The following is a 23,838-nucleotide window of genomic DNA, read 5'->3' as shown; positions in this document are numbered from 1 at the left end:
CTTAAGCCATTTCACCATCAATCGTACGTTTACCTTCGTTAAGGTAACTCTTCAGGTAACCGTCAATAACTCGTGGGTTTTGACCATCTTGAATCGCGAGTACGCCATCCATCACCAAACGACGATTCAGTGTCTCTTGGTCACGACGTAGAGCAAGTTTGTCCGCGATAGGGAAGAACACCATGTTCGAAAGAATTGCACCATATAGAGTGGTTAAAAGTGCAACCGCCATCGCCGGCCCGATCGCTTTTGGATCATCCATGTTCGAAAGCATGGCAACCAAACCAACCAATGTACCAATCATACCCATTGCGGGTGCAACATCACCAAAAGCTGTAAATACTTTAGCGCCCTGTTCGTGACGTTCTGTGGTTAACGCGATGTCTTTTTGCAGTGCTGCACGCACTACATCACCATCATGGCCATCAACCAATAGGTCGATACCCTTTTGCATGAAACTGTTGCTGATTTCCATCTCTTCAAGTGCTAAGAAACCGCCTTTACGCGCGGCATCCGCCATCTCTACGACTTTAGCAATAAGATCTTCTGGTTCATCGGCTTTAAACATAAATGCTTTACCGGCAATTTTTGCCGCACCAAAGAACTGTCCCATGGTGAATTTCATTAGAACAACAAACGTTGAACCACCAATCACGATCAAAACGGATGTCGTGTCATAGAACATCCCGAGGCTTCCACCTAGGATCATTGCCATAATTACGAAGGCAAATCCACCAATCAAACCTATTAGGGTTGCTAAATCCACTGAGCACTCCTCATGCTTTTTTACAGTTCTACGTCGACGATAATATCCTTATCGGCAAGACTATAAGATCTTTTAGTTAATTCTTCGTCTAAGTATCACACTTTTCGTTTTTGAATCACAACTATTGGCTTACTTTGGACTTATCCAAAGCGTATAAACTCGATAAAGCCACGGTTATTCAATCAAAGTAAATTCAAGCGCCTTAAAAACGAACTTTCTAGCAAAAATTCTTGGTTACATTTGACCATCTCAGCGGCCTAGGGTAACGTTCGTTCATCTTTCCAAACGCAGATTTATTATGGCTACTAAGAAACCTGAAAATATGAGCTTTGAAGCGGCTATCGAAGAGCTTGATGGCTTGGTTGATCAACTAGAAAATGGTGATCTAGCTTTAGATGATGCGCTGAAAAAGTTCGAACGAGGCATCTCCCTCGCTCGTGCTGGTCAAAGTAAACTAAACGACGCTGAACAGCGTGTTAGCATCCTGTTGCAAAATGATGAAAATGCAGAACTGAGTGACTTTAACCCACAACCTGAATAACAAATTGTATGAGATCCCCTATGATCGAGACGTTATTGTCTTATCAAGCACGTAATAACGAGCAACTTAACCTTTGGCTTGATCGCCTGCCACACCAAAATCAGAATCTCATTAACGCGATGCGTTATGGGTTACTTTTAGGCGGCAAACGCGCACGTCCGTTTCTTGTCTACATTACAGGGGAAATGCTCGGTTGCACTGCGGAAGAACTCGACACTCCAGCTTCAGCAATCGAATGTATTCATGCCTATTCTCTGATTCACGACGACCTTCCAGCAATGGACGACGACGAATTGCGTCGTGGCCATCAGACTTGTCACATTAAATACGATGAAGCAACGGCAATTTTAACTGGCGATGCACTACAAACTCTCGCGTTTACTATACTTGCGGAAGGCACATTAAGTGCTGACGGGGAAAGCAATCGCGTTCGAATGATTCAACGCCTAGCAGAAGCGTCTGGTGCACAAGGTATGTGTATTGGACAAGCTCTTGATATTGAAGCTGAAAACCGCTCTGTCACGCTAGAGGAGTTAGAAGAAGTTCACCGTAACAAGACTGGTGCTCTAATGAAGAGTGCGATTCGTTTAGGTGCTCTAGCTGCTGGCGAAAAAGCGTTCGAAGTGATGCCTCAATTAGACAAGTACGCCGATGCCATTGGATTAGCATTCCAGGTTCAAGATGATATTTTAGATATCACTAGCGATACTGAAACTTTGGGTAAACCACAGGGCTCTGACCAAGAATTAAACAAAAGCACCTACCCTTCTTTGTTAGGTTTAGAGGGCGCTCAAGAAAAAGCGCAATCTCTGCTACAGGAAGCGCTTCAAGCTTTGGCTGCAATCCCATACAATACCCAGTTACTCGAAGAGTTCGCCCGATACGTCATCGAGCGCAAGAACTAAGACAATAAGCGCGCATTACCTATGACTCTTGATATATCAAAGTACCCAACTCTTGCTTTGGCTGATAAGCCAGAGGATTTGCGTCTTCTTCCGAAAGAGACGCTAACACAGCTTTGTGATGAATTACGCACCTATCTTCTTAACTCAGTGAGCCAGTCAAGTGGTCACTTAGCGTCAGGCTTAGGTACGGTAGAGCTAACAGTGGCTCTGCACTATGTGTACAACACGCCTTTTGACCAATTGGTTTGGGATGTTGGCCACCAAGCATACCCGCACAAGATTCTTACTGGTCGTCGTGACCGCTTGTCGACTATTCGTCAAAAAGATGGTCTGCACCCATTCCCATGGCGTGAAGAAAGCGAATACGACACGCTTTCTGTTGGTCACTCTTCAACTTCGATCAGTGCTGCACTTGGTATGGCTATCAGTGCGAAGAAAGAAGGCAAGAATCGTAAAGTCGTCAGTGTGATTGGTGATGGCGCGATTACTGCGGGTATGGCCTTCGAAGCGATGAACCACGCGGGCGATATTCATAATGACATGCTGGTTATCCTTAACGATAACGAGATGTCGATCTCTGAAAACGTCGGTGCTCTGAACAACCATCTAGCTCAAGTTCTTTCTGGCAGTCTTTACACGTCAATTCGTGAGGGTGGCAAGAAAGTGCTATCGGGCGTTCCGCCGATTAAAGAGCTGGTTCGTCGTACAGAAGAACATCTAAAAGGCATGGTTGTCCCTGGCACCATGTTTGAAGAGTTAGGCTTTAACTACATTGGTCCGGTTGACGGTCACGATGTGAATGAGCTGATTAAAACGCTTAAGAACATGAGAGACCTAAAAGGTCCTCAGTTCCTGCATATCATGACCAAGAAGGGCAAAGGCTACGAGCCAGCAGAGAAAGATCCAATCGGTTACCACGGCGTTCCGAAATTCGATCCCGCACACTCAAGTCTGCCTAAGAGCACCAGCTCTAAACCAACTTTCTCTAAGATTTTTGGCGACTTCCTGTGTGATATGGCTGCGCAAGATCCTAAGCTGATGGCAATTACGCCAGCAATGCGTGAAGGTTCTGGCATGGTGCGTTTCTCGAAAGAATACCCAGAACAGTACTTCGATGTAGCGATTGCTGAGCAGCACGCAGTGACACTAGCAACGGGTATGGCGATTGCGGGTGATAAGCCGATTGTGGCTATCTACTCGACGTTCTTACAACGTGGCTACGATCAACTGATCCACGATGTCGCTATCATGGATCTACCGGTTATGTTCGCTATTGACCGTGCAGGTCTTGTTGGCGCCGATGGTCAAACACACCAAGGTGCGTTCGACTTAAGCTTTATGCGCTGTATTCCAAACATGGTGATCATGGCACCAAGCGACGAAAACGAATGTCGCCAAATGCTATACACTGGCCACCAGCACACAGGTCCAAGTGCCGTTCGTTACCCTCGTGGTAATGGTATGGGTACAGAGATTCAAAGTGAGTTTACTGCGCTAGAGATTGGTAAAGGTCGTATCGTTCGTGAAAGCAAAAAAGCAAAAGATGGCTCGAAAGTCGCTATTCTAAGCTTCGGTACTTTCCTAGAAAGTGCACTTCAAAGCGCAGACGCTATCGATGCGACAGTGGCTGATATGCGCTTTGTAAAGCCACTCGATGAAGCTCTGATCAAACAACTTGCTGCTGACCACGATGTACTTGTGACAATCGAAGAAAACGCGATTGCAGGTGGTGCCGGCGCGGGTGTGATTGAATTCTTGATGAAAGAAAAGCTACTGATGCCAGTACTGAACCTTGGTCTACCAGACAAGTTTATTGCTCAAGGCACTCAAGGCGAACTGCATGAAGAGCTTGGCTTAGATGCGAAAGGAATTGAGAAGTCTATCTCTGACTATCTTGCTAAATAGCCTTAACACGTAAGCTCGTAAGCTCGTAAGCAATAAAAGCAAAAAAGGTTGGCCCTAGGGTCAACCTTTTTAGTATCCGAGACTTAGCTTAATGTGCTTGCAACTAAGTCTTAATCCTTTAGCTAACTTAAACTAACCAGCCCGCGAAATGTGCCACTGCGTACAAGGCAACAGCCGCCATAATACCCGCCACGATATCATCAATCATGATACCTAAGCCGCCGTGTACTCGTTTATCTAGCCAGCCAATAGGCCAAGGCTTCACCATATCGAAAAAGCGAAATAGGACAAAACCAGTGAATATCCATTTCCAGTCATCCGTAGGGATATTCAATAAAGGCACTAGGCCCATGGTGATCCAAAAGCCCGCAAACTCATCCCATACGATAGAGCCATGGTCGTGTACACCCATATCATCAGATGTCACCTGGCAGATCTTGATACCGATAATACAACTAACAACCACTACTGCGACATAAGCAGGAAACGGTAACTGAACCAGCAATAGATAAAATGGAATCGACGCAAGCGTGCCCATTGTGCCTGGAATAATCGGCGATAAGCCACTGCCAAAACCCGTAGCCAATAAGTGCCAAGGATTTTTAAGAGAAATAAGAGAAAGTGGATTTGTCATCAATTAACCTTAAAGTGATCGTAACCAGTTAAGTTCCAGCTTAGTGGTTCACCATTATTGTGTAATTCAAAATATTCTACAGGTCTTATCTGGCCAATGCAGGTGACTTTTGTACCTGTGTGCGACAAAGCACTTTCCAATGAACCTTTATTCTCTTCCGGCACGGTAAAGCAGAGTTCGTACTCTTCACCACTGGTCAATGCATACTGCTGTGCAGAACCGGTATCAGAAGAGAATTGAAGTAATTCAGCGGAGATTGGTAACGCACTCACATCAATGCTTGCGCCGACCTGAGAACGCTTAAGGATGTGTTTTAAATCGGCAATAACGCCATCAGATATATCAATAGCCGATGAAGCTAGGTTCACGAGAGCTTGACCCGCCAATACTCTTGGAGAGCTCAAGTAGTGCCTCTCTTCTAGCTCAAGTGCATAAGGCTTAGCTTTGTTCTGTTCTGGGGCTAATATCACCTCTAGCCCAGCTTTGCTGTCACCTAAGTTACCCGTTACGTAAATCCAGTCCCCCACTTTCGCACCATCTCTGCGTAGTGCTCGGCCTTCTGGCACAAAGCCCTGTACAGTCAGCGTTAAACTCAGCGGCCCTTTGGTCGTGTCACCACCAATAAGTTGAATACCAAAATAGTCTGCAAGTTTGAAAAAAGAATCACAAAATGGGGCAAGCCACGCTTCATCGACTTCAGGCATGGTTAACGCAAACGAAACCCAAGCAGGCGTCGCGCCCATAGCCGCGAGATCGCTGATATTCGAAGCCAAGGCTTTGTGTGCTACCCATGCCGGATTCGCCTCTGTTAAGAAGTGAGTGCCCGCCACTAAGGTATCCGTACTGATCGCGATCTGAACATTACTTGGCGCTTTGACCAAAGCACAGTCATCGCCCGCTGCCAGATGTACGTCTTTACGTTGTGGTTGTCGATTTACAAAATATTTTTCAATCAGGTTAAATTCGCCAGACATCACATGCCCTATCTTTAGTCTTCATACAAATCACCGTAATTATTGGTATTACGATAATTTAGTTACAAAAAAGGCCAGCATGAAAGCTGACCTTTAGATTCAATATACGAACGTCTTATTTCTTACGAACGTGCGGTGCAGCTTTATCAAGCACACCGTTAACAAACTTATGGCTGTCTTCTGCTGCGAATACTTTCGCAAGCTCGATAGCTTCATTGATAACCACTTTGTATGGTACATCTTCGCGACGAGTCATCTCGTACATAGCTAAACGTAGAAGCGCTAGTTCCATCAAATCCAAATCTTGCATAGGGCGAGATACGAATGGACGAAGCTTGCTATCAAGTTCCATGTGGCTAAGAGCAACACCAGTTAGTAAGTCGCGGAAGTATGCAACGTCTGTTTCTGGCATAGCTAGAGCAGGTTCTGCGGCATGATGCTCTTCTTCATCATACTTACCACCAGATAAGAACTGTTCTTCAACGGTAGCAATATTTTCTTTAGTAATTTGCCAAGAATAAATTGCTTGTAGAGCAAATTGACGTGCGTTACGACGTGCGGCTGGTTTCACACTGGCCCCCATTAGGAATCGATTTCAGAAAGAACGTTGATCATCTCAAGTGCGCTAAGTGCGGCTTCTGCACCCTTATTACCAGCCTTGGTTCCTGCGCGTTCAATAGCTTGATCGATCGTATCAACAGTAAGAACACCAAACGCTACTGGAAGAGAAAATTCCAGAGACACTTGTGCCAAACCTTTATTACATTCACTACAAACATAGTCAAAGTGAGGTGTACCGCCACGGATTACTGTACCAAGAGATACAATCGCATCGAACTTACCCGTTTTTGCAACGCGTTGCGCTACAAGTGGAAGTTCTACTGCACCAGGGCAACGAACAACAGTGATGTTGTCTTCGCTTACTTGTCCATGACGCTTTAAAGTATCGATTGCACCAGAAAGTAAACTTTCGTTAATAAAACTGTTGAAACGAGCAATAACGATAGCAATTTTTGCATTTGGCGCTGGGAAGCCACCCTCGATCACTTTCATAAGCCTTCCTTTAACTATTTTCATCAAGTGAGAATCGCCGGATTCTAGCACAAAACTGTGAGCAATATCTAATGCTAATTTAGAAGAACAGACACCGGAGATGTAAAGATGATAACGCAGCGCTGCTGCCAACCATATTGGAGCAGCAAGTAGCCAAACTTGTGTATTCGACACGTTTTGAATCGGGCTTGGCTACTTTGCTCTTTTATCGAAATTAACCTCTAAAAGAGCCACTGAAATCATCGGTAAATTATGTCGCTATAAACGGACAGACGTCATCTTACTCGCAAACGTATTCAACAACGTTAAGGCCAAAACCACCCAATGCGTGGTAACGCTTAGTGCTTGAAGACAACAAACGCATATCATGAACACCTAGGTCTTGTAGAATCTGAGAACCCACACCAACACGACGAGAAGTACCCTGCTTCTTAGCCATGGTTGGCTGCTCGTTCTTATCTTGCGCTTCGAATGTCTTCACTTTGTGAATCAAAGAATCAGAAGACTCTTCGTTGCCCAGAATAACCAGCACACCGCCTTCATCGCCAATGCGCTTCATCGCTTTATCTAGCGACCAGCTACGCTCTGTACCACGGTCTGAATGAAGCAGGTCAGTGAACGTGTCATGCAGGTGAACACGCACCAAAGGAGCACCTTCGGTTAAGCTGCCTTTTTGCATTGCATAGTGGATCTGGTTATCGATCGTGTCACGGTAAGTCACAAGCTCGAAATCACCAAACTCTGTTGGCAAATGACATTGTGCAACGCGCTCAATCGTTGTTTCTGTGTTGTTACGGTATTCGATCAAGTCAGCTATGGTGCCTAGCTTGATGTCATGCTTTTCTGCGAACACTTCAAGATCAGGACGACGTGCCATGGTGCCGTCGTCATTTAGGATCTCAACGATAACAGACGCTGGCTCACAGCCTGCTAACCGAGCTAAGTCACAACCTGCTTCAGTATGGCCTGCGCGCGTTAGAACACCACCTTCTTGAGCAGTCAGAGGGAAAATATGCCCAGGTTGAACTAAGTCAGCCGCTTTTGCGTCTTTTGCCACAGCAGCTTGAATGGTAACAGCGCGGTCTGATGCAGAAATACCGGTTGTTACGCCCTCTGCAGCTTCAATTGAAACCGTAAAGTTAGTCGTGTATTGAGCGTTGTTATCTTGAACCATAGGCGCTAAACCCATGCGGCTTGAACGCTCTTTGGTCAGTGTTAAACAGATTAAACCACGGCCATACATCGCCATGAAGTTAATCGCTTCTGGCGTGACATGTTCAGCTGCCATGATCAGATCGCCTTCATTTTCGCGATCTTCATCATCCATCAGGATAACCATTTTCCCTAGGCGAATGTCTTCAATAATTTCTTGAGGAGTACTAATTGGCATTGTTCTATATCCTTTGAAATGGTTCTGCTTCCTAGAACCGACACTATTTAAACCTGATGATATTGCTGCGCTTTTACAAAGTACTCTTTAGCAAGCTTTGTACAAACGGTTAAGCAAAACCATTCTGCTGTAAGAATTCCATTGTTAATCGAGATTCAGGCTCAGACTCTTGCTGCTGGCCTTGCAGTAAACGCTCCATATAGCGCGCTAATACATCGACTTCTAGATTCACTTTGCGACCAACATTGAATTGGTCTATGGTGGTTTCTGAAGAGGTGTGAGGAACGATAGTCAGCTTGAATGCGTTCTTGCGTAAATCGTTCACAGTCAGACTGATGCCATCGACCGTTATTGAGCCTTTTTGAGCGACGTATTTTGAGATCTCTGCTGGCATTTCTACCCAAAACTCAATTGCACGGCCAACTTGGTTGCGTTCAACAATCTCACCCACGCCATCAACGTGACCAGACACAATGTGTCCACCGAAACGCGTGGTTGGTAACATTGCTTTCTCAAGGTTAACTTTATCGCCCGCTTGGTAATCGACAAAACCCGTTTTTTTCAGGGTCTCAAGCGAAAGGTCTGCACTGTAGCTGTGGTCGTTGAATTCAACGACTGTCAAACACACACCATTGGTTGCGATACTGTCGCCTAACTGAACGTCAGCCATATCAAGCTTGCCAACGTTGACCGTTACGGTGATGTCTTCTCCGCGGGGAGTGATTGCACTCAATGTACCTACGGCTTCTACAATTCCTGTAAACATTTTAAAACTCTTTTTATTGTCAACGACACGTATGCAGTTGGAGTAACTATTTCGAGAGTGGTTTCGCTGCTATTGGTTTAGCCACAATTGGTTTCGCCACAATGCGAATATCCACACCAACCTGTCGAACATCTTTAATTTCTAGGTCAATAACGTCAGACATTGAAGTGAGCCCTAATGCGCCCATCAAACCTCGTCCGTCACTGCCCATAAGTTTAGGTGCTAAATAGAGGATTAGCTCATCCACCAGCTGTTCTTCAATCAAGCTTTTTGCCAATGTTGCGCCCGCTTCGACCCAAATATGGTCGATATGATTGGCAGGTAATTGACGCATCAGATCGTGCAAATCGAGCTGACCTGCATCTGTGGTTCCTACTTCAATATCCGCAGACGCTTCAGCCACCCTTAACACTGGTGTTGGCGACTGATATAACTTGAGCTCAGGGCGCAGTTGATTTTGACGATCAAGAATCACGCGAATCGGCTGACGTAGCTCGGCTTCAGCGTAATGAGCTTGAGCGCTGCTTGGTAATTCAGCCCAACGAACATTCAGCGATGCGCTGTCTTGAATCACCGTTTGGCTGGTTGATAGAACCGCACCGGACTTTGCTCGATAATTCTGAACATCACGACGTGCTTCTGGCGATGTTATCCACTGGCTTTGACCATTTGCCAATGCAGTTTGACCATCAAGGCTGGCTGCCATTTTAAGCTGAACAAAAGGCATGCCTGTTTGCATACGCTTGATAAATGCAGGGTTCAAATCGAGAGCATCTTGCTCAAGCAAACCGATTTCAACCTCAATACCCGCGTCGCGTAGCATCTTGATGCCACGCCCTGCGACTTTAGGATTTGGGTCCTGCATGGCACAAATTACTTTTGCAACTTGAGCCTTAATCAAACCTTCGGCACAAGGCGGCGTTCGACCATAATGCGAACAAGGTTCAAGTGTGACATAAGCTGTCGCGCCTTTGGCCTTATCGCCTGCCATTCTCATGGCATGCACTTCGGCATGAGGTTCGCCCGCTTTAGCATGAAAACCTTCACCGACGATCTGACCATCGGTTTGTACGATGACACAGCCCACATTCGGGTTTGGTGCAGTAGTGTAAATGCCGCGTTTTGCTAACTGAATAGCACGCGACATCATTTGAAAATCTAGGGGAGTAAAGTTTGACATGATTGAGGAGTTAATCCTCTAATTTAGCGATTTCTTCGCCAAACTCTCGGATGTCTTCAAAACTACGGTAAACAGAGGCAAAACGGATGTACGCCACTTTGTCCAATTCTTTCAATTGGCCCATCACAAGGTTACCAATCATCTCGCTTGGTACTTCACGCTCACCAGTTGCACGGAGTTGTGACTTAATCGTACTGATCGCAAGTTCAATGGCATCAGCACTCACTGGGCGTTTTTCGAGGGCGCGCTGAACACCACCGACCATTTTATCTTCATTAAATGGTTCGCGGTTTCCATTCGACTTAATTACTTTAGGCATCACAAGTTCTGCCGATTCGAACGTAGTAAAACGTTCGCTACATGCAAGGCATTGACGGCGACGACGAACCTGATGGCCATCGGCTACCAGTCTTGAATCGATTACTTTAGTGTCGTTCTCTGAACAAAAAGGACAATGCATATCACCTCCAAATAATTGAATATCAGTGTAACGGAATTGCCAAACGTTAGGAAAGAAAAAGGGCCAATTAAGGCCCTTTTGTGTGGTAATTCATTGATTATTGCTACTCCAAAGCCATTTCAAAAATGAGCTGAGGAGTAAAATTAACGACCAGCGTTAACCGCGAACTAAATAGTTCGCTTTACCTACCCATTTGTAACTTGTTAGCTCTTCTAAGCCCATAGGGCCGCGAGCATGTAATTTCTGGGTAGAGACTGCTACTTCAGCGCCCAAACCAAACTGCGCACCATCAGTGAAGCGAGTTGATGCATTTACATATACCGCCGCAGAACCTACCGAGTTAATAAAGCGCTCTGAGCTTTCTAGGCTGTTAGTCATGATCGCATCAGAGTGACTCGCGTTGTGTACGCGCATGTGGTCAATCGCTTCTGCAACGTCAGCAACCACTTTTACGCCTAACGTGTAGCTTAGCCATTCAGTGTCAAAGTCACCTTCAACCGCATCACGTTGGTCTTCAAAGCCAGTTAGCAGTGATTTTGCACTCGCATCAGCAACCAAGGTTACCTTGCCCGCTAAACGCTGTTTCAGCTTAGTAAGGAAAGCTTCAGCAACCGCTTCATGCACTAGCAGTGTATCCAATGAGTTACATGCAGATGGACGTTGAACTTTCGAGTTTTCAACCACATCAACAGACTTCTCAAGATCAGCGCTTTCATCAACAAAGATATGGCTGATACCGAAACCACCGATGATCACTGGAATGGTGCTGTTCTCTTTACACATCTTGTGCAAGCCAGCACCACCACGAGGAATGATCATGTCAACATAGTCATCTAGCTTAAGCAGTTGAGATACGAGTTCACGATCCGGTTTTTCGATGTACTGAACAGAAGCCGCAGGAAGTTCCGCTTTCTCTAATGCAGACTGGATAACTTTAACCAGTTCCATGTTCGTGAAAAACGTCTCTTTACCGCCACGAAGGATACTTGCGTTACCTGTCTTCAGACACAATGCCGCAATATCAATGGTTACGTTCGGACGCGCTTCATAGATAACGCCAACCACACCAAGCGGTACGCGACGGCGAGACAATGACATGCCGTTTTCCAGTACCTTGCTGTCAATTTCGCTGCCTACTGGGTCATTCAGGCTAATCACGTTACGAACATCATTAGCTATGCCTGTTAAACGCTCTTCGTTAAGAAGTAGACGATCAAGCAGTGCGTCAGTTAACCCCGCTTCGCGACCTAATTCGATGTCTTTCGCGTTGGCTTCTAAAATCGTTGCTGCGTTTGCTTCTAGTTCATCAGCGATGATCGCCAATGCTTTATTCTTTTGCGCCGTAGATGCGGTCGCTAGGTGGAAAGCAGCATCTTTTGCTGCGATACCCATGTTAGTTAAATCCACGTTTAACTCTCCCTAAATTCTGTCTGTCTTTGGATGCAAAAAGGTGATTCGCCTTCTCATCACGAGCTATTCTTGGATTACAGCCAGGTCGTCACGGTGAATGACTTCCGACCCGTAATCGTAGCCAAGGATGTCGCCAATATCTTTACTGTGCTTGCCTGCTATTTTTGCAAGGTCTTGGCTTGAGTAGCTAGCGATACCACGCGCAATTACTTTACCTTTGCTGTCTGTAACTTGGGTGACTTCACCACGAGAGAATTCGCCTTTAACTCGAACAACCCCTTTCGCCAACAAGCTGCTGCCTTTAGTGTTGACTGCGTTTACTGCGCCGTCGTCGACCACAATGTCACCAGCTGAAGCAGGGCCCGCTAGAATCCAGCGTTTACGGTTTTCAAGCGCTTCCGCTAACGGTAAGAAACGTGTGCCTTGTGGGTTGTCACTCAGTGAGTCAAACACCACATTTTCAGCACTGCCCGCAGCAATAATTACTTCGATGCCAGCGCGACGAGCAATATCAGCCGCCTGCAGTTTTGTCGCCATGCCGCCAGTACCTAACGTAGTACCACTTCCGCCTGCGATCTTGCGCAGTGTGTCATCAATGGTTTTCACTTCTTTGATGAGCTCAGCATTTGGGTCTTTACGAGGGTCAGCCGTAAACAGGCCTTTTTGGTCCGTTAATAACAAAAGCTTATCAGCACCGCACAAAATCCCCACTAAGGCCGACAAGTTATCATTGTCGCCCACTTTAATTTCGTTGGTGGCTACTGCGTCGTTTTCGTTTACTACCGGAATAATGTCGTGCTCAACAAGCGCATTGATCGTGTCACGTGCATTAAGAAAACGCTCGCGATCATCGAGATCAGCACGAGTCAGTAGCATCTGGCCAATCTTAAGGCCATAGATAGCAAACAAAGACTCCCAAACTTGAATCAACTGACTTTGCCCAACTGCCGCAAGCAATTGTTTGCTTGCCATCGAGTTGGGAAGTGCGGGGTAACCAAGGTGCTCACGTCCGGCTGCAATTGCGCCAGACGAAACCATAACCACAGAGTGGCCTTGTTTTTTTAATTCAGCACATTGACGAACCAACTCAACCATATGAGCGCGGTCTAATGCCAATGTTCCACCAGTTAAGACACTGGTACCCAGTTTAACAACGACAGTTTTACGCTGTGTTGTTGTCCCGCTTTGATGATTTGTTGTCATGAAGTCTTTTATGGATAAAACAAATAAGAGGTGATGTTTTAGCAATCAAAAGGGGAATTCACAAGCAGAAAAGGTGCGAAATCGCACCTTTTTGCTTTATATAGAAGAGTAACCTTTAAAATCAGACGAATTCGACAGACTCTTCGTCTAACTGAACGCCGATTTCAAATTTCTTTTGAAGTTCATCAACCAGCTTTTGGTGAAAGGCTTCTTGAGTTCGAGAGACCTCAGCGATCGCCTTTTTAGGTAATGGCAAAGGATCCCAGTTACCATCGATGTTGTATTTACCCGTGTTGTACTTCGCCGAAAATCCTTCTTCCGACTTATCCAACTCCAACCACCAGCCCCAAAACTCACGTTCTTCTGGTGATTTTTTATCGTTCACACACACAGACAAGCAATCAAAAATATAGTGGCCTTCTTCTGATTGCGGCTCTCTTAAGTAAGGGCCAATGGCCTTTAAAACATTTAACAAGCGATAATGCGTAGGTTGTTGTGTCACTTCTGACATATTGAATCTCCATTTCAATGCTAAGAATGACGTTACTCAGACTGCAGTACGTAGAAAGTACGCAATTGGTTCTTATAAAATTTCTCTGAGTATCATGTACTTACTTTGTACACTTTTCATGCTTAACTAATTTAGGAGAAATGTCATCTAAATAATTCATCCTCAAGCCACTTTATCGCCAATTCGAGGGATTGCTCATAACCTTGTGTAATTGACTTAGCTTTGATTTTCTTCGCTTTACCGTAATCACTGTAAATAGCAACCAGTTGATTATCCATTGGAGGTGATACAGGGTCGCCCTCTAAGGCTAATGCCAAGATAGGCACACTGGTTTTACTGTTTGACAGCAAACCTTGCACCTTAAGTGACCACGCCATCAATTGCCCAGAAAGACTATTGATATCAACCGCCCCCTTACCAAGACGCGAGGCCAACACATCTAAATGCATTTTAGGCATCTGTTTCAATTTGTCGGCATGAACAAAGATATCGTGAATTGGCGCACCTAAAGAGATACACGCTTTAAGCTTATGCTGCTCAAGGAAAGATAGTCTCACCATCGCATTGCCACCAAAGCGGAAGCCAAACAAGCCAACCTTGTGGTGATCGACCCACGGGATATTAGGCAGTTCATTCAAGACAGCTTGGTGAAGACAAGATGAGTCTTCTGTTAACGGCCAATGTGCACTGTGCCCTATCGATGGCATGTCTACCGTTAGCATGGCAATGTTCTTTGGTGCTAAATAATCCCTAAACAAGCGCCACATATCGGTTTGCAAGCTATCTAGACCAGCGCTGACAATCACAACCGGTTGTGGTTTGTCTGTTTTGGTTAGATGCAAATTCGCTTTGATCTTTTTGTTTTGGTATGGAATATCAATCTGTTTGACGATCAACTTCGTATGCTTAATTGCTTCAGAATAAGCTGCGTTGGCCAACACTTGAGCCTGAGCAGCCAAATTGTCGTTCTTGAGATGTGGGTAACCCGCTATGCTAAAACATAACGATGCTGAAAACAGCTCTTCAGCCATTTCTTCACCCTTCTTCTCGTTCGAGCGATTTTGATGCTGCATACCTAGCTTGGTCCATTCGTATGCCCAGTTACCACTTCGGTAACCCATGACCGTATCAAGCCACTCATCGGTTGTACGAGAGTTATCTGATGACGCGATGCGAGCCAATACCGCTTCTTGCTCAATGGGGTTAACGCCTTGCCATACCCACTGAAGACGTCTTAGGTTTCGGTACCATGATGAGTTTTGCTGTTCACGCTTCTCATCCAATAGCGCTTCAGAGCTTGGCATGTATTGTGTCAGCATTGAGGTCTCTTTAGCCTGCTTGTGTTTTACAAACAAGGTTTCCGAAAGGTTCGAGCTCGTTTCTTCTGATTCAGACATTGGGATACTTAATAAGAAATGGTTGTCACTAATCATATAAAAAAAAATGACCCTATAAAGGGTCATTTCTCAAAAAACTAAGTTTACGCTTATTTTGACTTGCGATTTACTGGTTCAACGTAGCTTAGGCTAGTGTCCCAAGGTTGCTCAATCCATGTATCTTGAGCGATATCTACGATGTACTCGTCTAGTAGGTGTGCGCCAGATGGCTTTGCACACACAGCGATCAATTTCGCTTTCGGGTACATTTCACGAAGCTTGCGTGCAGTGTCACCACTATCAACAAGATCTTCAACGATTAGGAAGCCTTCGCCGTCACCTTCAGGTGCTTTAACGACTGTCATATCACGTTGGTGATCGTGGTCGTAGCTAGAAATACAAATCGTATCTACGTGACGAATACCTAGCTCACGAGCCAAGATTGCACCAGGAACCAAACCACCACGGCTTACTGCCCAGATGCCTTTCCACTGCTCTGCTGGCATTTGCTTTTCAGCAAGTTGACGGCAGTAAGTCTGCATGTTGTCCCAAGTGATAACGAATTTGTTGCTCATAGTATAAAACCTAATAATTTTGTCATGTTATTAGAGGCTATTTCAAACATAACCTCTTCAGCGATTAAGCAGAAATCTAGACGATTAAGCGAAAGTATATTTAAGAATAAAGATAGCCGACATTACCCACACAGCAGGTGAAACATCGCGACCTTTACCACTTAGCAGCTTAATTGCAGCGTAAGCGATGAAGCCTAATGAGATACCCTCAGCGATAGAGTATGTCAACGGCATAAGCAGACATGTTACCACGACTGGGGCTGCTTCCGTAAGATCACGCCAATCAATACCAACTAGGCCAGACATCATCAAAATTGCTACATAGAACAACGCACCTGATGTTGCGTAGGCTGGAATCATACCTGCAAGCGGTGAGAAGAAAAGAGCCAGTAGGAATAATATACCAACAACAACAGCCGTTAGACCGGTACGGCCGCCTTCAGCGACACCCGCAACACTCTCAACGTAAGAGGTTGTGTTTGATGTACCTAACAATGCACCAATAGATGTTGCTGTAGAGTCAGCAAGCAGTGCCTTGTTCAGACGAGGCAGTTTACCGTCTTCTTTGATTAGGTTTGCTTTCGTTGCAACACCAACCAGAGTGCCCGCTGTATCGAATAAATCGACGAACAAGAAAGCGAATACTACTGAAATCATACCTATTTCAAATACAGCAGAGAAATCAAGCTGCATGAATGTCGGTGCAAGGCTTGGTGGTGTCGACATGATGCCGCCGTATTGAACGTCACCAATAACAATACCAACAGCTGTGATAGCTAGAATCGCAATCATTACTGCGCCTTTCACGCCACGGTGAACAAGAGCAATCGTAAGGAAGAAACCAAGCGCACCTAGGATAGGAGCAATCGCGGTAATGTCGCCCAGTGAAACTTTAGTTGCAGGGTTAGAAACAACGATGCCAGCATTGCTCAGTGCAATAAATGCTAGGAAAAGACCGATACCCGCAGAGATACCAACACGCAGAGACATAGGAATCGAGTTGATAATCCATTCACGGATCTTAAAGATACTTAAAAAAATGAAGATTACGCCTGATACGAAAACCGCTGCCAGAGCAACTTGCCACGTATAACCCATACCCATGACAACAGCGTAGGTAAAGAATGCGTTCAAACCCATGCCTGGAGCTTGAGCAATTGGGTAGTTAGCAACAAAGCCCATGATGAAACAGCCAATAGCAGCGGCTAAACAGGTTGCTACAAATACAGCGCCATGGTCCATACCAGCATCAGCTAGAATCATTGGGTTTACAAAAATGATGTAAGCCATTGTTAGGAAGGTTGTTAGACCTGCGATGATTTCAGTGCGCACATTGGTGCCATTTTCACTGAGTTTGAATAGCTTTTCGAACATTATCGAATCCTATAAGGGTAAAAGTAAACGGTTGCGTAATCGATTGGCTGTGGATTATAAAGTTATCAAATAACAAATTCCAGATAGAATTAAGGCTCTAATCGATCTTTATCAGAATGCCGTATGAAACAGAGCGATTAAAAATAAAAGCATAAATGGGAAATGATTATTAAAAACAAGCAATTAAAATCAAAATGCTCAATATGATTAGTTGGTTGCTTTTTCTACCATCGGCTATTTTCATTGAGAATCTAGCTAATAAATTCCGAATTCAAACCCACAATAGTTATGTATTTTTCAACAGGATCAGTAATAAGGCGCAAATTGATATTTCGGCGTTTAAAAAACAACCACGCAGAACAGCAGGAAAAGTGATAAGCGAAAGCGGTTTGGAAAAGTAGCAGGCAAAAAAAACGCCACTCAAAACTGAGTGGCGGTAGAATCTGTCAACCAAAAGGGCTGTAAAATAATTCCAATATATAGGGGTGAACAAAACTGTTCGAGTTACATGCTTACGATATTAGTAACCAAAGCTTGTAGGGTATGCAAAGTTGCTAGTGTAAACAGAGCTGTTAATCCAGAACATTGCAGATGGTAAACCTTTCATAACTATCACCTTAATAAATCAATAAAAAACGAATTTGATTTCTCGGTTCCTTGGAGGCGATAAAACGGACTCATCCTTTGAGCATTTACTCTTCACTTCAGAAGTTGGTTATCAATATACCCTAAAGAAAAAAGATTACAAGTATTTTTTGCTGCGCGTCACACTTTTGGCTATTTACGGTTATTTTACAAACTCATTCCTGTAATTAAATTACAAAAAAGAATCAAACAAACGTTTGCCTGCACCATTTATAAGCATCAATGCGCTTATTTATGATCAGATAGACAAGATCGCTTTCAAAATTTGAGCTATTTGAGGTTTAGAACCGCTACTCGTCAAAACACTCTAGTGGTATGCTGTTGCCATCAAAACAGACCCATATTTTAGATTTTTGTTCTAAGTTTTTACCTATAGAAATTCTAAATATATGGTTATCAAATAAAAAAGGAGTCATCCGTGTCTGAATTCCATTCTGAGATCAGTAAATTATCCCCTGCCCCTATTTGGCAGTTCTTCGATAAGATTTGCTCAATCCCACACCCTTCAAAGCATGAAGAAGAGCTTGCTCAATACATTATTGCTTGGGCAACAGAGCAAGGCCTAGATGTACGTCGTGACCCAACGGGCAACGTATTCATCAAGAAGCCTGCAACGCCGGGTATGGAAAACAAAAAAGGTGTGGTGCTACAAGCTCACATCGATATGGTTCCACAAAAGAACGAAGACACCGTTCATGACTTCGCTAAAGATCCAATCCAACCATACATCGATGGTGAGTGGGTTACAGCAAAAGGCACAACGCTTGGCGCTGATAACGGCATGGGCATGGCTTCTTGTTTGGCAGTTCTTGCTTCAAACGAAATCAAGCACGGCCCTATCGAAGTTCTACTAACAGTAGACGAAGAAGCAGGTATGACAGGTGCTTTCGGTCTGGAAGCAGGTTGGTTAGAAGGTGACATCCTTCTTAACACCGATTCTGAGCAAGAAGGCGAAGTGTACATGGGTTGTGCTGGCGGTATCGACGGCGCAATGACATTTGATGTTGCACGTAACGCAATTCCTGCTGACTTCGTAACACGTAAGCTAACGCTGAAAGGCCTTAAAGGCGGTCACTCTGGTTGTGACATCCACACTGGTCGTTCAAACGCGAACAAACTGCTTGCTCGCTTCCTAGCGGGTCACGCGAAAGAGCTAGACCTGCGCATCGTAGAATTCAAAGGTGGTAGCCTTCGTAACGCAATCCCTCGTGAAGGCTTCGTAACAGTTGCAGTACCTGCTGCAAACCAAGAGAAACTGGCTTCGCTATACAACTACTACACAGAGCTGCTTTCAACAGAGCTAGGTAAAGTAGAAGACAGCATTGTTACTTTCAACGAAGAAACTTCGGTTGAAATGGGTGCACTTGCGTCAGCAGACCAAGCGCGCTTTATCGCGGCACTTAACGCATGTCCAAACGGCGTGATTCGTATGAGTGACGAGATTGAAGGTGTTGTTGAAACGTCTCTAAACGTAGGTGTTATCACAACAGAAGAGAACTCAATCACAGTGCTTTGCCTGATTCGTTCTCTAATCGATTCAGGTCGTAGTCAAGTAGAAAGCATGCTTCACTCTGTTGCTGAACTCGCAGGCGCGAACATCGCGTTCTCTGGTGCTTACCCAGGTTGGAAGCCAGACGCTGATTCAGAGATCATGCACATCTTCCGCGACATGTACGAAGGTATCTACGGCCACAAACCAAATATCATGGTTATCCATGCTGGTCTTGAGTGTGGTCTGTTCAAAGAACCTTACCCGAACATGGATATGGTTTCTTTCGGCCCAACCATCAAGTTCCCTCACTCTCCAGATGAGAAAGTGAAGATCGACACCGTTGAGCTATTCTGGAACCAAATGGTTGCACTGCTTGAAGCAATCCCAGAAAAAGCTTAATTCGATAAGCTATGTTTGTTCAGTAAAAGGGGCTTTTTAGTAAGCATCTTTTATTCGAGACAAAATAAAACAGGTACTCAATGAGTACCTGTTTTTGTATCTAATCTTTGTAGCTATGTACTTGTGACTAAATAAACAATTAAGCGCGTGAAGCCGCGTAGCTTTCTAACTCATCAATTGAAGTTTGTGCCACTACTTCGCCGTCGATGAAGTATGTCACCATCTCACCATCACGAACTCCGATCAATGTCGCACGCTCACCAGACTGGTAAGTGATGTCCATTTGGATCGTGTTTTCGTCGATCTGCTGCATTTGACCTTTCTTAATCATATCAGCACTCGTAATAGGACCCACTGGTGCTTCAGTCAGTGACTTATCAAGCTGATGGTTTATATCAAGGTAAGTATCAATCTTAGTATCAAATATATGCGGTGCACCTGTTAGTGGGTTGCTGCCCGTCCAGAACTCTAGTGAGTTGAATACCAAGTAATCAGCTGCAACTGTTAGACCGTAAGCAGGTGCAAGCAGTATGTTCAAACCACCACGAGCGTAACGGTTATCAACGGCTTTAAGGTTGAACTTCATTAGGTAACCCGTTACTGCATTGCTACCAACACAGCCAGATAAAGCAACAGATACCACAGCTAGTGCTACAACCTTTGAAATTGTTTTTTTCATTTTCATCTCGATATTTGAATTTGGCCGCCAAAAAATGGCGGTGGATAATAGCAACCAACCAAATGACAAATATCAGTGTATTGTCAGAAAAACCACAATTTGAAACACCCTATAATGAGTCAAATTAAAACTGGAAACCTATTTATAGACAGCTCCATAGAAAACTTTTGTCGTCACCGTAAACCGATTGATTCGTACTAAAAATCAACGATTGGTACATTCCGTGTTAACGAATTATCACCATGTTGAGAACAACCTAAATGGCAAGACTAAAACCTAATCAACCATTCGAATTACTTGGTTATACTGTTCAGCCAGGACAGCGAATGGAGATTGAACTGCAAGCGGCTCAGCTTTACACGCACTCTCCACTTTCGATTCCGATTGAAATTATTCACGGTCGCCAAGCAGGCCCAACATTGATGGTAAATGCGGCTATCCACGGCGATGAGCTAAACGGTGTTGAGATTGCACGACAACTGACCAATGCGATTGATCCAAAGAAACTGAAAGGTACCTTGATTGTTGTGCCTATCGTTAACGTGTTTGGCTTTATCCATAAATCTCGTTACCTACCAGACCGTCGTGACCTAAACCGTTGCTTCCCTGGCAGTGAGAAAGGATCGCTAACATCACGCATCGCTTACACTTTCTTTGAGAATGTGGCGAAGCACTGTGATTTTATTTTGGATCTACACACAGGTGCGATTCACCGTACTAACTTGCCACAGATCCGTGCAAACCTGTCGAACCCAGAAACATTGCGCATCGCAAAAGCGTTCGCAACACCAGTGATCATTGACTCACCACTGCGTGACGGATCACTTCGTAGCGAAGCGGAAAAATTGGGTATCCCTGTATTAACTTACGAAGGTGGTGAAGCGTTGCGTTTTGATCACCTAGCGATTCGTGCGGGTTACCTTGGCGTACATCAAGTGATGAAAGAAATCGGTATGCTGCGCCCAAACCGTAAAAAGTTGCCAGAGCCAGTGTTGAGCAAATCCACCAGCTGGATCCGCGCTGAGTCAGACGGTATTTTGCGTAACATGGTGAGACTTGGCGAACAAGTTGAAGCAGGACAAACTCTCGCTTACATAAGCTCTCCGTTAGGTCACCAAGAAGGCCAAGTGATCACAACCAAAGGCGGTATCGTGATTGGCCAACAAACTCTACCGTTGGTAAACGAAGGTGACGCAGTATTCCACATTGCTTACTTCAAACAAGATGACGATGAAGTGGGACAATCCGTTGAGAGCTATATTGAAGAAGTAGCGGAAGATGATTGGCTAACGGCGCTTAACAACTAATCAATGACATGTAGTCACTAGCAAGAAATGGCTACATTTTCGAAAATAAACTCCACAAACTAAAAAGCCCCAATACACTTTTGACTAGAAAGAAAAAAGTTATATTGGGGCTTTTTTTACTTGTCCCTTATCTTAAAATTAAGGGATCTATAAATTAATCATGCACTGAATTACTCAGCGTCTTCTTGCTCTTCTGCACGAGCTTTAGCGCGCGCTTCACGTGCTTGCTCAGCTTTAAGTTCTTTAGTATGACGTAGTTCGTCACGCTCTTTACGCTGCTCTGATTTACGCTCGTTACGTTCAGCTTGGTTTGCGATGAAAGATGCTAGCTCTTTCTCTGCCCACTCTTGTGCTAGAGCTTCAGTTTCAAAACCAGACTCACGCTTAGATACTGTTGTGCTGCGAGACGTTACTTGACGAGTAATCTCTGCACACCAACCGTTGCGTTTTTCTGTAAGGCGGATATCAAATTTTTTGTTCTTAGACATGTTCTATTTTTTCCTAAGGGAGATCATTAAGGGATCGGTCAACTTTGATAACTCCATCTAAGTGAGCATCTTTTAACACCATCCCTTGGTAAGCGCGGTATTAGAGCACAAATCAATGAATATTGCTGCAAATATTTGCAGCGGATCACACTCCAGTGCTGTAAATTGTGTGTGCCGGATTTCAATGGGTTCGTAACTCTCCGATTCACCATCAACTTCTATGCTATTTTATCGACAACAATGAAATGAACTGTGCTCAAACAGAGATAAATTAAAGCGATAACTAGCTGCGATCAAAAAGGGAAGCTCAGTGCTTCCCTTTAAAAATGTGTTAGAAAATCAATACGCTTACCCCGGATGACCATCCACTCTTGGTGTTAACAACATCATGCCAAACTTCCAGATAAACAGACTAAACGCCAACGTCCATAAACCCGCGCTGATGTTGACCATCTCAAATAAGTAAGCAGGGAAGAAGGTCACACCCAAACTGCGCACTAACGCGGCAATGAAAATGGCTGCGAACGCTAACGCCATGCTTGGCCCTTTGTAAATCGCACGACCTGTGTGTCCCATAGTCACACGAGTAATCATCGCGAGAATCAAGCCACTCAAACCGCCAATAGCGAACAGGTGTAGCATGTTATGACTGGCAAATGGGTTATCTAACAAACCACGTAACAGCAAGCTTAGAGGGATACACAAGTAAGCCGTATGCAGTGACCACACTAATGGCTCAGACAAGGTTGTCCAAGGCTTCCAACGGATAAAGCGCACCAACTGAGTAACACCCGCAAAAACCATCAACTCATTGCCCACTTGAGCAAAGGTTAACGGGAAGAAGCTCAGAACAAACAATCCAACCAAAGGCAGGTTCGCCAACCATTCCAACCAAACCAACGGCTGCGCTTTCTCAAAGTCAAAACGACGGGCCGTGAAGAACGGGATAACTCGTCCACCCATCACGGATAATAGCAAGGTAAACCACCATAACATTGCATGCCATACTGCAGACGATGGGAATGGAGGCATGCCTTTAATGGTCGCGTAGCTCGCAAAGTTCGCCACGATAGCCAATATAAACAGCGGTACGAAGAATAGGTTCTTCCAACCTTTCGACTTCACGACACGGAAACCAATCTCGTAAGCCGCGAAGATTAAGAACAGCGCTTCAATCGAAGAGATCAGCCATAGCGGAGCCGGAGTCCAAAACAGAATACGAGGTGCCAACCACAATCCGACGAGCACAGCTAATCGATAATGCTTGGTGCCATTGACGCCCGTCCACGTTTGCACGGCAGTGAGCACAAAGCCGACAACAATCGCCATCGAAAAACCAAACAGCATCTCATGCACGTGCCACCACAGTGCGGGCACGTTTAAAATCTCAGGCTGACCGTTTTGGAACATGATGACCCAAGCCACAATCGCAATCACGGCATAGAGACTGCCCAAAAAGAAGAAAGGTCGAAAGCCTAAACGCAGGTAGGCTGGAATCGCGTCTTCTACACTTTTATCTGTGATATTTAACAAACTCGCTCCTAATTCTCAGATAAGCGGCCAAGGTATTACCTAAACCAAATTTGGTGTGCATCAAATTCGATGCAATATGCAGATCACACTGCATGAAACGCGCCAATTAGATAAAGCCAGTAAAAACAGTCACTCACGAGATTCACTAGCCAATAAACAGGTCAAAAAAACACAACCAAAAGAGTCATAAAGACATATAGATGTATAAATAGAAACTTACTGACTTTTACTATCTCGCCACATATAGTAAGACTAGTCTCAAATACAACAGA

The 23,838-nt window shown here is 44.7% G+C and carries 23 protein-coding genes; 5 read left to right on the top strand and 18 right to left on the bottom strand.

The window, feature by feature from the left end; translation table 11 throughout:
- Position 1: 1 nt before the first annotated feature.
- Positions 2-766 carry a flagellar motor protein PomA gene (pomA, locus tag AB4407_RS14730; RefSeq protein WP_009847464.1) on the bottom strand — a complete coding sequence of 255 codons (765 nt, stop codon included), beginning with the start codon at positions 764-766 and terminating at the stop codon, positions 2-4.
- Between the two features lie 298 nt (positions 767-1,064).
- On the opposite strand from pomA, the gene xseB reads away from it, so the two are divergent.
- From xseB to dxs, 3 genes are read left to right on the top strand one after another with little or no spacing between them, the layout of a single operon-like run.
- Positions 1,065-1,307 (top strand): exodeoxyribonuclease VII small subunit, encoded by a 243-nt coding sequence (xseB, locus tag AB4407_RS14725; protein WP_004734405.1) that lies wholly within the window; start codon positions 1,065-1,067, stop codon positions 1,305-1,307.
- 20 nt (positions 1,308-1,327) lie between these two features.
- Positions 1,328-2,212: a (2E,6E)-farnesyl diphosphate synthase gene (gene ispA, locus AB4407_RS14720; RefSeq protein ID WP_372121090.1), complete on the top strand. Its 885-nt coding sequence runs from the start codon at positions 1,328-1,330 to the stop codon at positions 2,210-2,212.
- A gap of 21 nt (positions 2,213-2,233) precedes the next feature.
- The gene (gene dxs / locus AB4407_RS14715) at positions 2,234-4,117 is read left to right on the top strand and encodes a 1-deoxy-D-xylulose-5-phosphate synthase (RefSeq protein ID WP_372121089.1); all 1,884 of its coding nucleotides are present in this window, start codon (positions 2,234-2,236) and stop codon (positions 4,115-4,117) included.
- Positions 4,118-4,244: 127 nt separating this feature from the next.
- On the opposite strand, the gene pgpA is transcribed toward dxs, so the two are convergent.
- The 14 genes from pgpA to AB4407_RS14645 form a co-directional block, all read right to left on the bottom strand.
- The gene (pgpA, locus tag AB4407_RS14710; RefSeq protein WP_372121088.1) at positions 4,245-4,751 is read right to left on the bottom strand and encodes a phosphatidylglycerophosphatase A; all 507 of its coding nucleotides are present in this window, start codon (positions 4,749-4,751) and stop codon (positions 4,245-4,247) included.
- Positions 4,751-5,725 carry a thiamine-phosphate kinase gene (thiL, locus tag AB4407_RS14705; protein WP_372121087.1) on the bottom strand — a complete coding sequence of 325 codons (975 nt, stop codon included), beginning with the start codon at positions 5,723-5,725 and terminating at the stop codon, positions 4,751-4,753. Before thiL ends, pgpA begins: the two co-directional genes overlap by 1 nt.
- 115 nt (positions 5,726-5,840) lie before the next feature.
- Entirely contained in the window at positions 5,841-6,308 is a 468-nt protein-coding gene (gene nusB, locus AB4407_RS14700; RefSeq protein WP_004734399.1) for a transcription antitermination factor NusB, read from the bottom strand.
- Positions 6,308-6,778 (bottom strand): 6,7-dimethyl-8-ribityllumazine synthase, encoded by a 471-nt coding sequence (ribE, locus tag AB4407_RS14695; protein ID WP_004734398.1) that lies wholly within the window; start codon positions 6,776-6,778, stop codon positions 6,308-6,310. Before ribE ends, nusB begins: the two co-directional genes overlap by 1 nt.
- Before the next feature lie 280 nt (positions 6,779-7,058).
- Positions 7,059-8,168 carry a bifunctional 3,4-dihydroxy-2-butanone-4-phosphate synthase/GTP cyclohydrolase II gene (gene ribBA, locus AB4407_RS14690; RefSeq protein ID WP_372121086.1) on the bottom strand — a complete coding sequence of 370 codons (1,110 nt, stop codon included), beginning with the start codon at positions 8,166-8,168 and terminating at the stop codon, positions 7,059-7,061.
- Positions 8,169-8,277: 109 nt separating this feature from the next.
- Positions 8,278-8,934, bottom strand: a complete 657-nt coding sequence (locus AB4407_RS14685; protein ID WP_048658105.1) for a riboflavin synthase — start codon at positions 8,932-8,934, stop codon at positions 8,278-8,280.
- Positions 8,935-8,980: 46 nt separating this feature from the next.
- A complete protein-coding gene (gene ribD, locus AB4407_RS14680; protein ID WP_372121085.1) occupies positions 8,981-10,084 on the bottom strand; it encodes a bifunctional diaminohydroxyphosphoribosylaminopyrimidine deaminase/5-amino-6-(5-phosphoribosylamino)uracil reductase RibD in 1,104 nt (367 codons plus the stop codon).
- A gap of 40 nt (positions 10,085-10,124) precedes the next feature.
- Positions 10,125-10,574, bottom strand: a complete 450-nt coding sequence (gene nrdR, locus AB4407_RS14675; protein ID WP_004734394.1) for a transcriptional regulator NrdR — start codon at positions 10,572-10,574, stop codon at positions 10,125-10,127.
- A 156-nt stretch (positions 10,575-10,730) separates the two neighbouring features.
- Entirely contained in the window at positions 10,731-11,981 is a 1,251-nt protein-coding gene (locus AB4407_RS14670) for a glutamate-5-semialdehyde dehydrogenase (protein ID WP_372121084.1), read from the bottom strand.
- Between the two features lie 66 nt (positions 11,982-12,047).
- On the bottom strand, positions 12,048-13,232 hold the full coding sequence (proB, locus tag AB4407_RS14665) for a glutamate 5-kinase (protein WP_372121083.1): 1,185 nt from the start codon (positions 13,230-13,232) through the stop codon (positions 12,048-12,050).
- Positions 13,233-13,308: 76 nt separating this feature from the next.
- A complete protein-coding gene (gene crl, locus AB4407_RS14660) occupies positions 13,309-13,698 on the bottom strand; it encodes a sigma factor-binding protein Crl (protein WP_009847473.1) in 390 nt (129 codons plus the stop codon).
- A gap of 143 nt (positions 13,699-13,841) precedes the next feature.
- On the bottom strand, positions 13,842-15,095 hold the full coding sequence (frsA, locus tag AB4407_RS14655; protein WP_009847474.1) for an esterase FrsA: 1,254 nt from the start codon (positions 15,093-15,095) through the stop codon (positions 13,842-13,844).
- An 89-nt stretch (positions 15,096-15,184) separates the two neighbouring features.
- Positions 15,185-15,649, bottom strand: coding sequence for an oxytetracycline resistance phosphoribosyltransferase domain-containing protein Tet(34) (tet(34), locus tag AB4407_RS14650; protein WP_004741499.1), 465 nt, complete (start codon positions 15,647-15,649; stop codon positions 15,185-15,187).
- 84 nt (positions 15,650-15,733) lie between these two features.
- Positions 15,734-17,023: an NCS2 family permease gene (locus tag AB4407_RS14645; RefSeq protein WP_009847476.1), complete on the bottom strand. Its 1,290-nt coding sequence runs from the start codon at positions 17,021-17,023 to the stop codon at positions 15,734-15,736.
- 1,063 nt (positions 17,024-18,086) lie between these two features.
- Between AB4407_RS14645 and AB4407_RS14640 the strand changes: the two genes are divergently transcribed.
- A complete protein-coding gene (locus AB4407_RS14640; RefSeq protein WP_372121082.1) occupies positions 18,087-19,559 on the top strand; it encodes an aminoacyl-histidine dipeptidase in 1,473 nt (490 codons plus the stop codon).
- Between the two features lie 139 nt (positions 19,560-19,698).
- Here AB4407_RS14640 and AB4407_RS14635 read toward each other — a convergent pair whose 3' ends face one another.
- Entirely contained in the window at positions 19,699-20,238 is a 540-nt protein-coding gene (locus tag AB4407_RS14635) for a DUF3332 domain-containing protein (protein WP_372121081.1), read from the bottom strand.
- A 260-nt stretch (positions 20,239-20,498) separates the two neighbouring features.
- Between AB4407_RS14635 and AB4407_RS14630 the strand changes: the two genes are divergently transcribed.
- Complete coding sequence (locus AB4407_RS14630; protein WP_012604657.1) at positions 20,499-21,545, top strand: succinylglutamate desuccinylase/aspartoacylase family protein; 1,047 nt, start codon at positions 20,499-20,501, stop codon at positions 21,543-21,545.
- Between the two features lie 170 nt (positions 21,546-21,715).
- Here AB4407_RS14630 and AB4407_RS14625 read toward each other — a convergent pair whose 3' ends face one another.
- Together AB4407_RS14625 and AB4407_RS14620 are read right to left on the bottom strand one after the other, a co-directional pair.
- Complete coding sequence (locus AB4407_RS14625) at positions 21,716-22,033, bottom strand: DUF3622 domain-containing protein (protein ID WP_017056240.1); 318 nt, start codon at positions 22,031-22,033, stop codon at positions 21,716-21,718.
- Between the two features lie 348 nt (positions 22,034-22,381).
- Complete coding sequence (locus AB4407_RS14620; protein WP_372121080.1) at positions 22,382-23,566, bottom strand: NnrS family protein; 1,185 nt, start codon at positions 23,564-23,566, stop codon at positions 22,382-22,384.
- Positions 23,567-23,838: the final 272 nt, after the last annotated feature.

The organism is Vibrio sp. 10N.261.46.E11 (assembly GCF_041472735.1).
Taxonomy (GTDB): Bacteria; Pseudomonadota; Gammaproteobacteria; order Enterobacterales; family Vibrionaceae; genus Vibrio.
The sequence above is the reverse complement of the archived record's forward strand: the minus strand, read 5'-3'. Positions and strand labels throughout refer to the sequence as shown.

Bases quoted from the DNA above. Each gene is read 5' to 3' on its own strand.
- nrdR (WP_004734394.1), bottom strand. From the start codon at position 10,574: ATGCATTGTCCTTTTTGTTCAGAGAACGACACTAAAGTAATCGATTCA.
- frsA (WP_009847474.1), bottom strand. From the start codon at position 15,095: ATGTCTGAATCAGAAGAAACGAGCTCGAACCTTTCGGAAACCTTGTTT.
- ispA (WP_372121090.1), top strand. From the start codon at position 1,328: ATGATCGAGACGTTATTGTCTTATCAAGCACGTAATAACGAGCAACTT.
- AB4407_RS14635 (WP_372121081.1), bottom strand. From the start codon at position 20,238: ATGAAAAAAACAATTTCAAAGGTTGTAGCACTAGCTGTGGTATCTGTT.
- ribE (WP_004734398.1), bottom strand. From the start codon at position 6,778: ATGAAAGTGATCGAGGGTGGCTTCCCAGCGCCAAATGCAAAAATTGCT.
- crl (WP_009847473.1), bottom strand. From the start codon at position 13,698: ATGTCAGAAGTGACACAACAACCTACGCATTATCGCTTGTTAAATGTT.
- ribBA (WP_372121086.1), bottom strand. From the start codon at position 8,168: ATGCCAATTAGTACTCCTCAAGAAATTATTGAAGACATTCGCCTAGGG.
- nusB (WP_004734399.1), bottom strand. From the start codon at position 6,308: ATGGGGGCCAGTGTGAAACCAGCCGCACGTCGTAACGCACGTCAATTT.
- pgpA (WP_372121088.1), bottom strand. From the start codon at position 4,751: ATGACAAATCCACTTTCTCTTATTTCTCTTAAAAATCCTTGGCACTTA.
- ribD (WP_372121085.1), bottom strand. From the start codon at position 10,084: ATGATGTCGCGTGCTATTCAGTTAGCAAAACGCGGCATTTACACTACT.
- xseB (WP_004734405.1), top strand. From the start codon at position 1,065: ATGGCTACTAAGAAACCTGAAAATATGAGCTTTGAAGCGGCTATCGAA.
- AB4407_RS14685 (WP_048658105.1), bottom strand. From the start codon at position 8,934: ATGTTTACAGGAATTGTAGAAGCCGTAGGTACATTGAGTGCAATCACT.
- AB4407_RS14630 (WP_012604657.1), top strand. From the start codon at position 20,499: ATGGCAAGACTAAAACCTAATCAACCATTCGAATTACTTGGTTATACT.
- thiL (WP_372121087.1), bottom strand. From the start codon at position 5,725: ATGTCTGGCGAATTTAACCTGATTGAAAAATATTTTGTAAATCGACAA.
- AB4407_RS14625 (WP_017056240.1), bottom strand. From the start codon at position 22,033: ATGTCTAAGAACAAAAAATTTGATATCCGCCTTACAGAAAAACGCAAC.
- AB4407_RS14645 (WP_009847476.1), bottom strand. From the start codon at position 17,023: ATGTTCGAAAAGCTATTCAAACTCAGTGAAAATGGCACCAATGTGCGC.
- dxs (WP_372121089.1), top strand. From the start codon at position 2,234: ATGACTCTTGATATATCAAAGTACCCAACTCTTGCTTTGGCTGATAAG.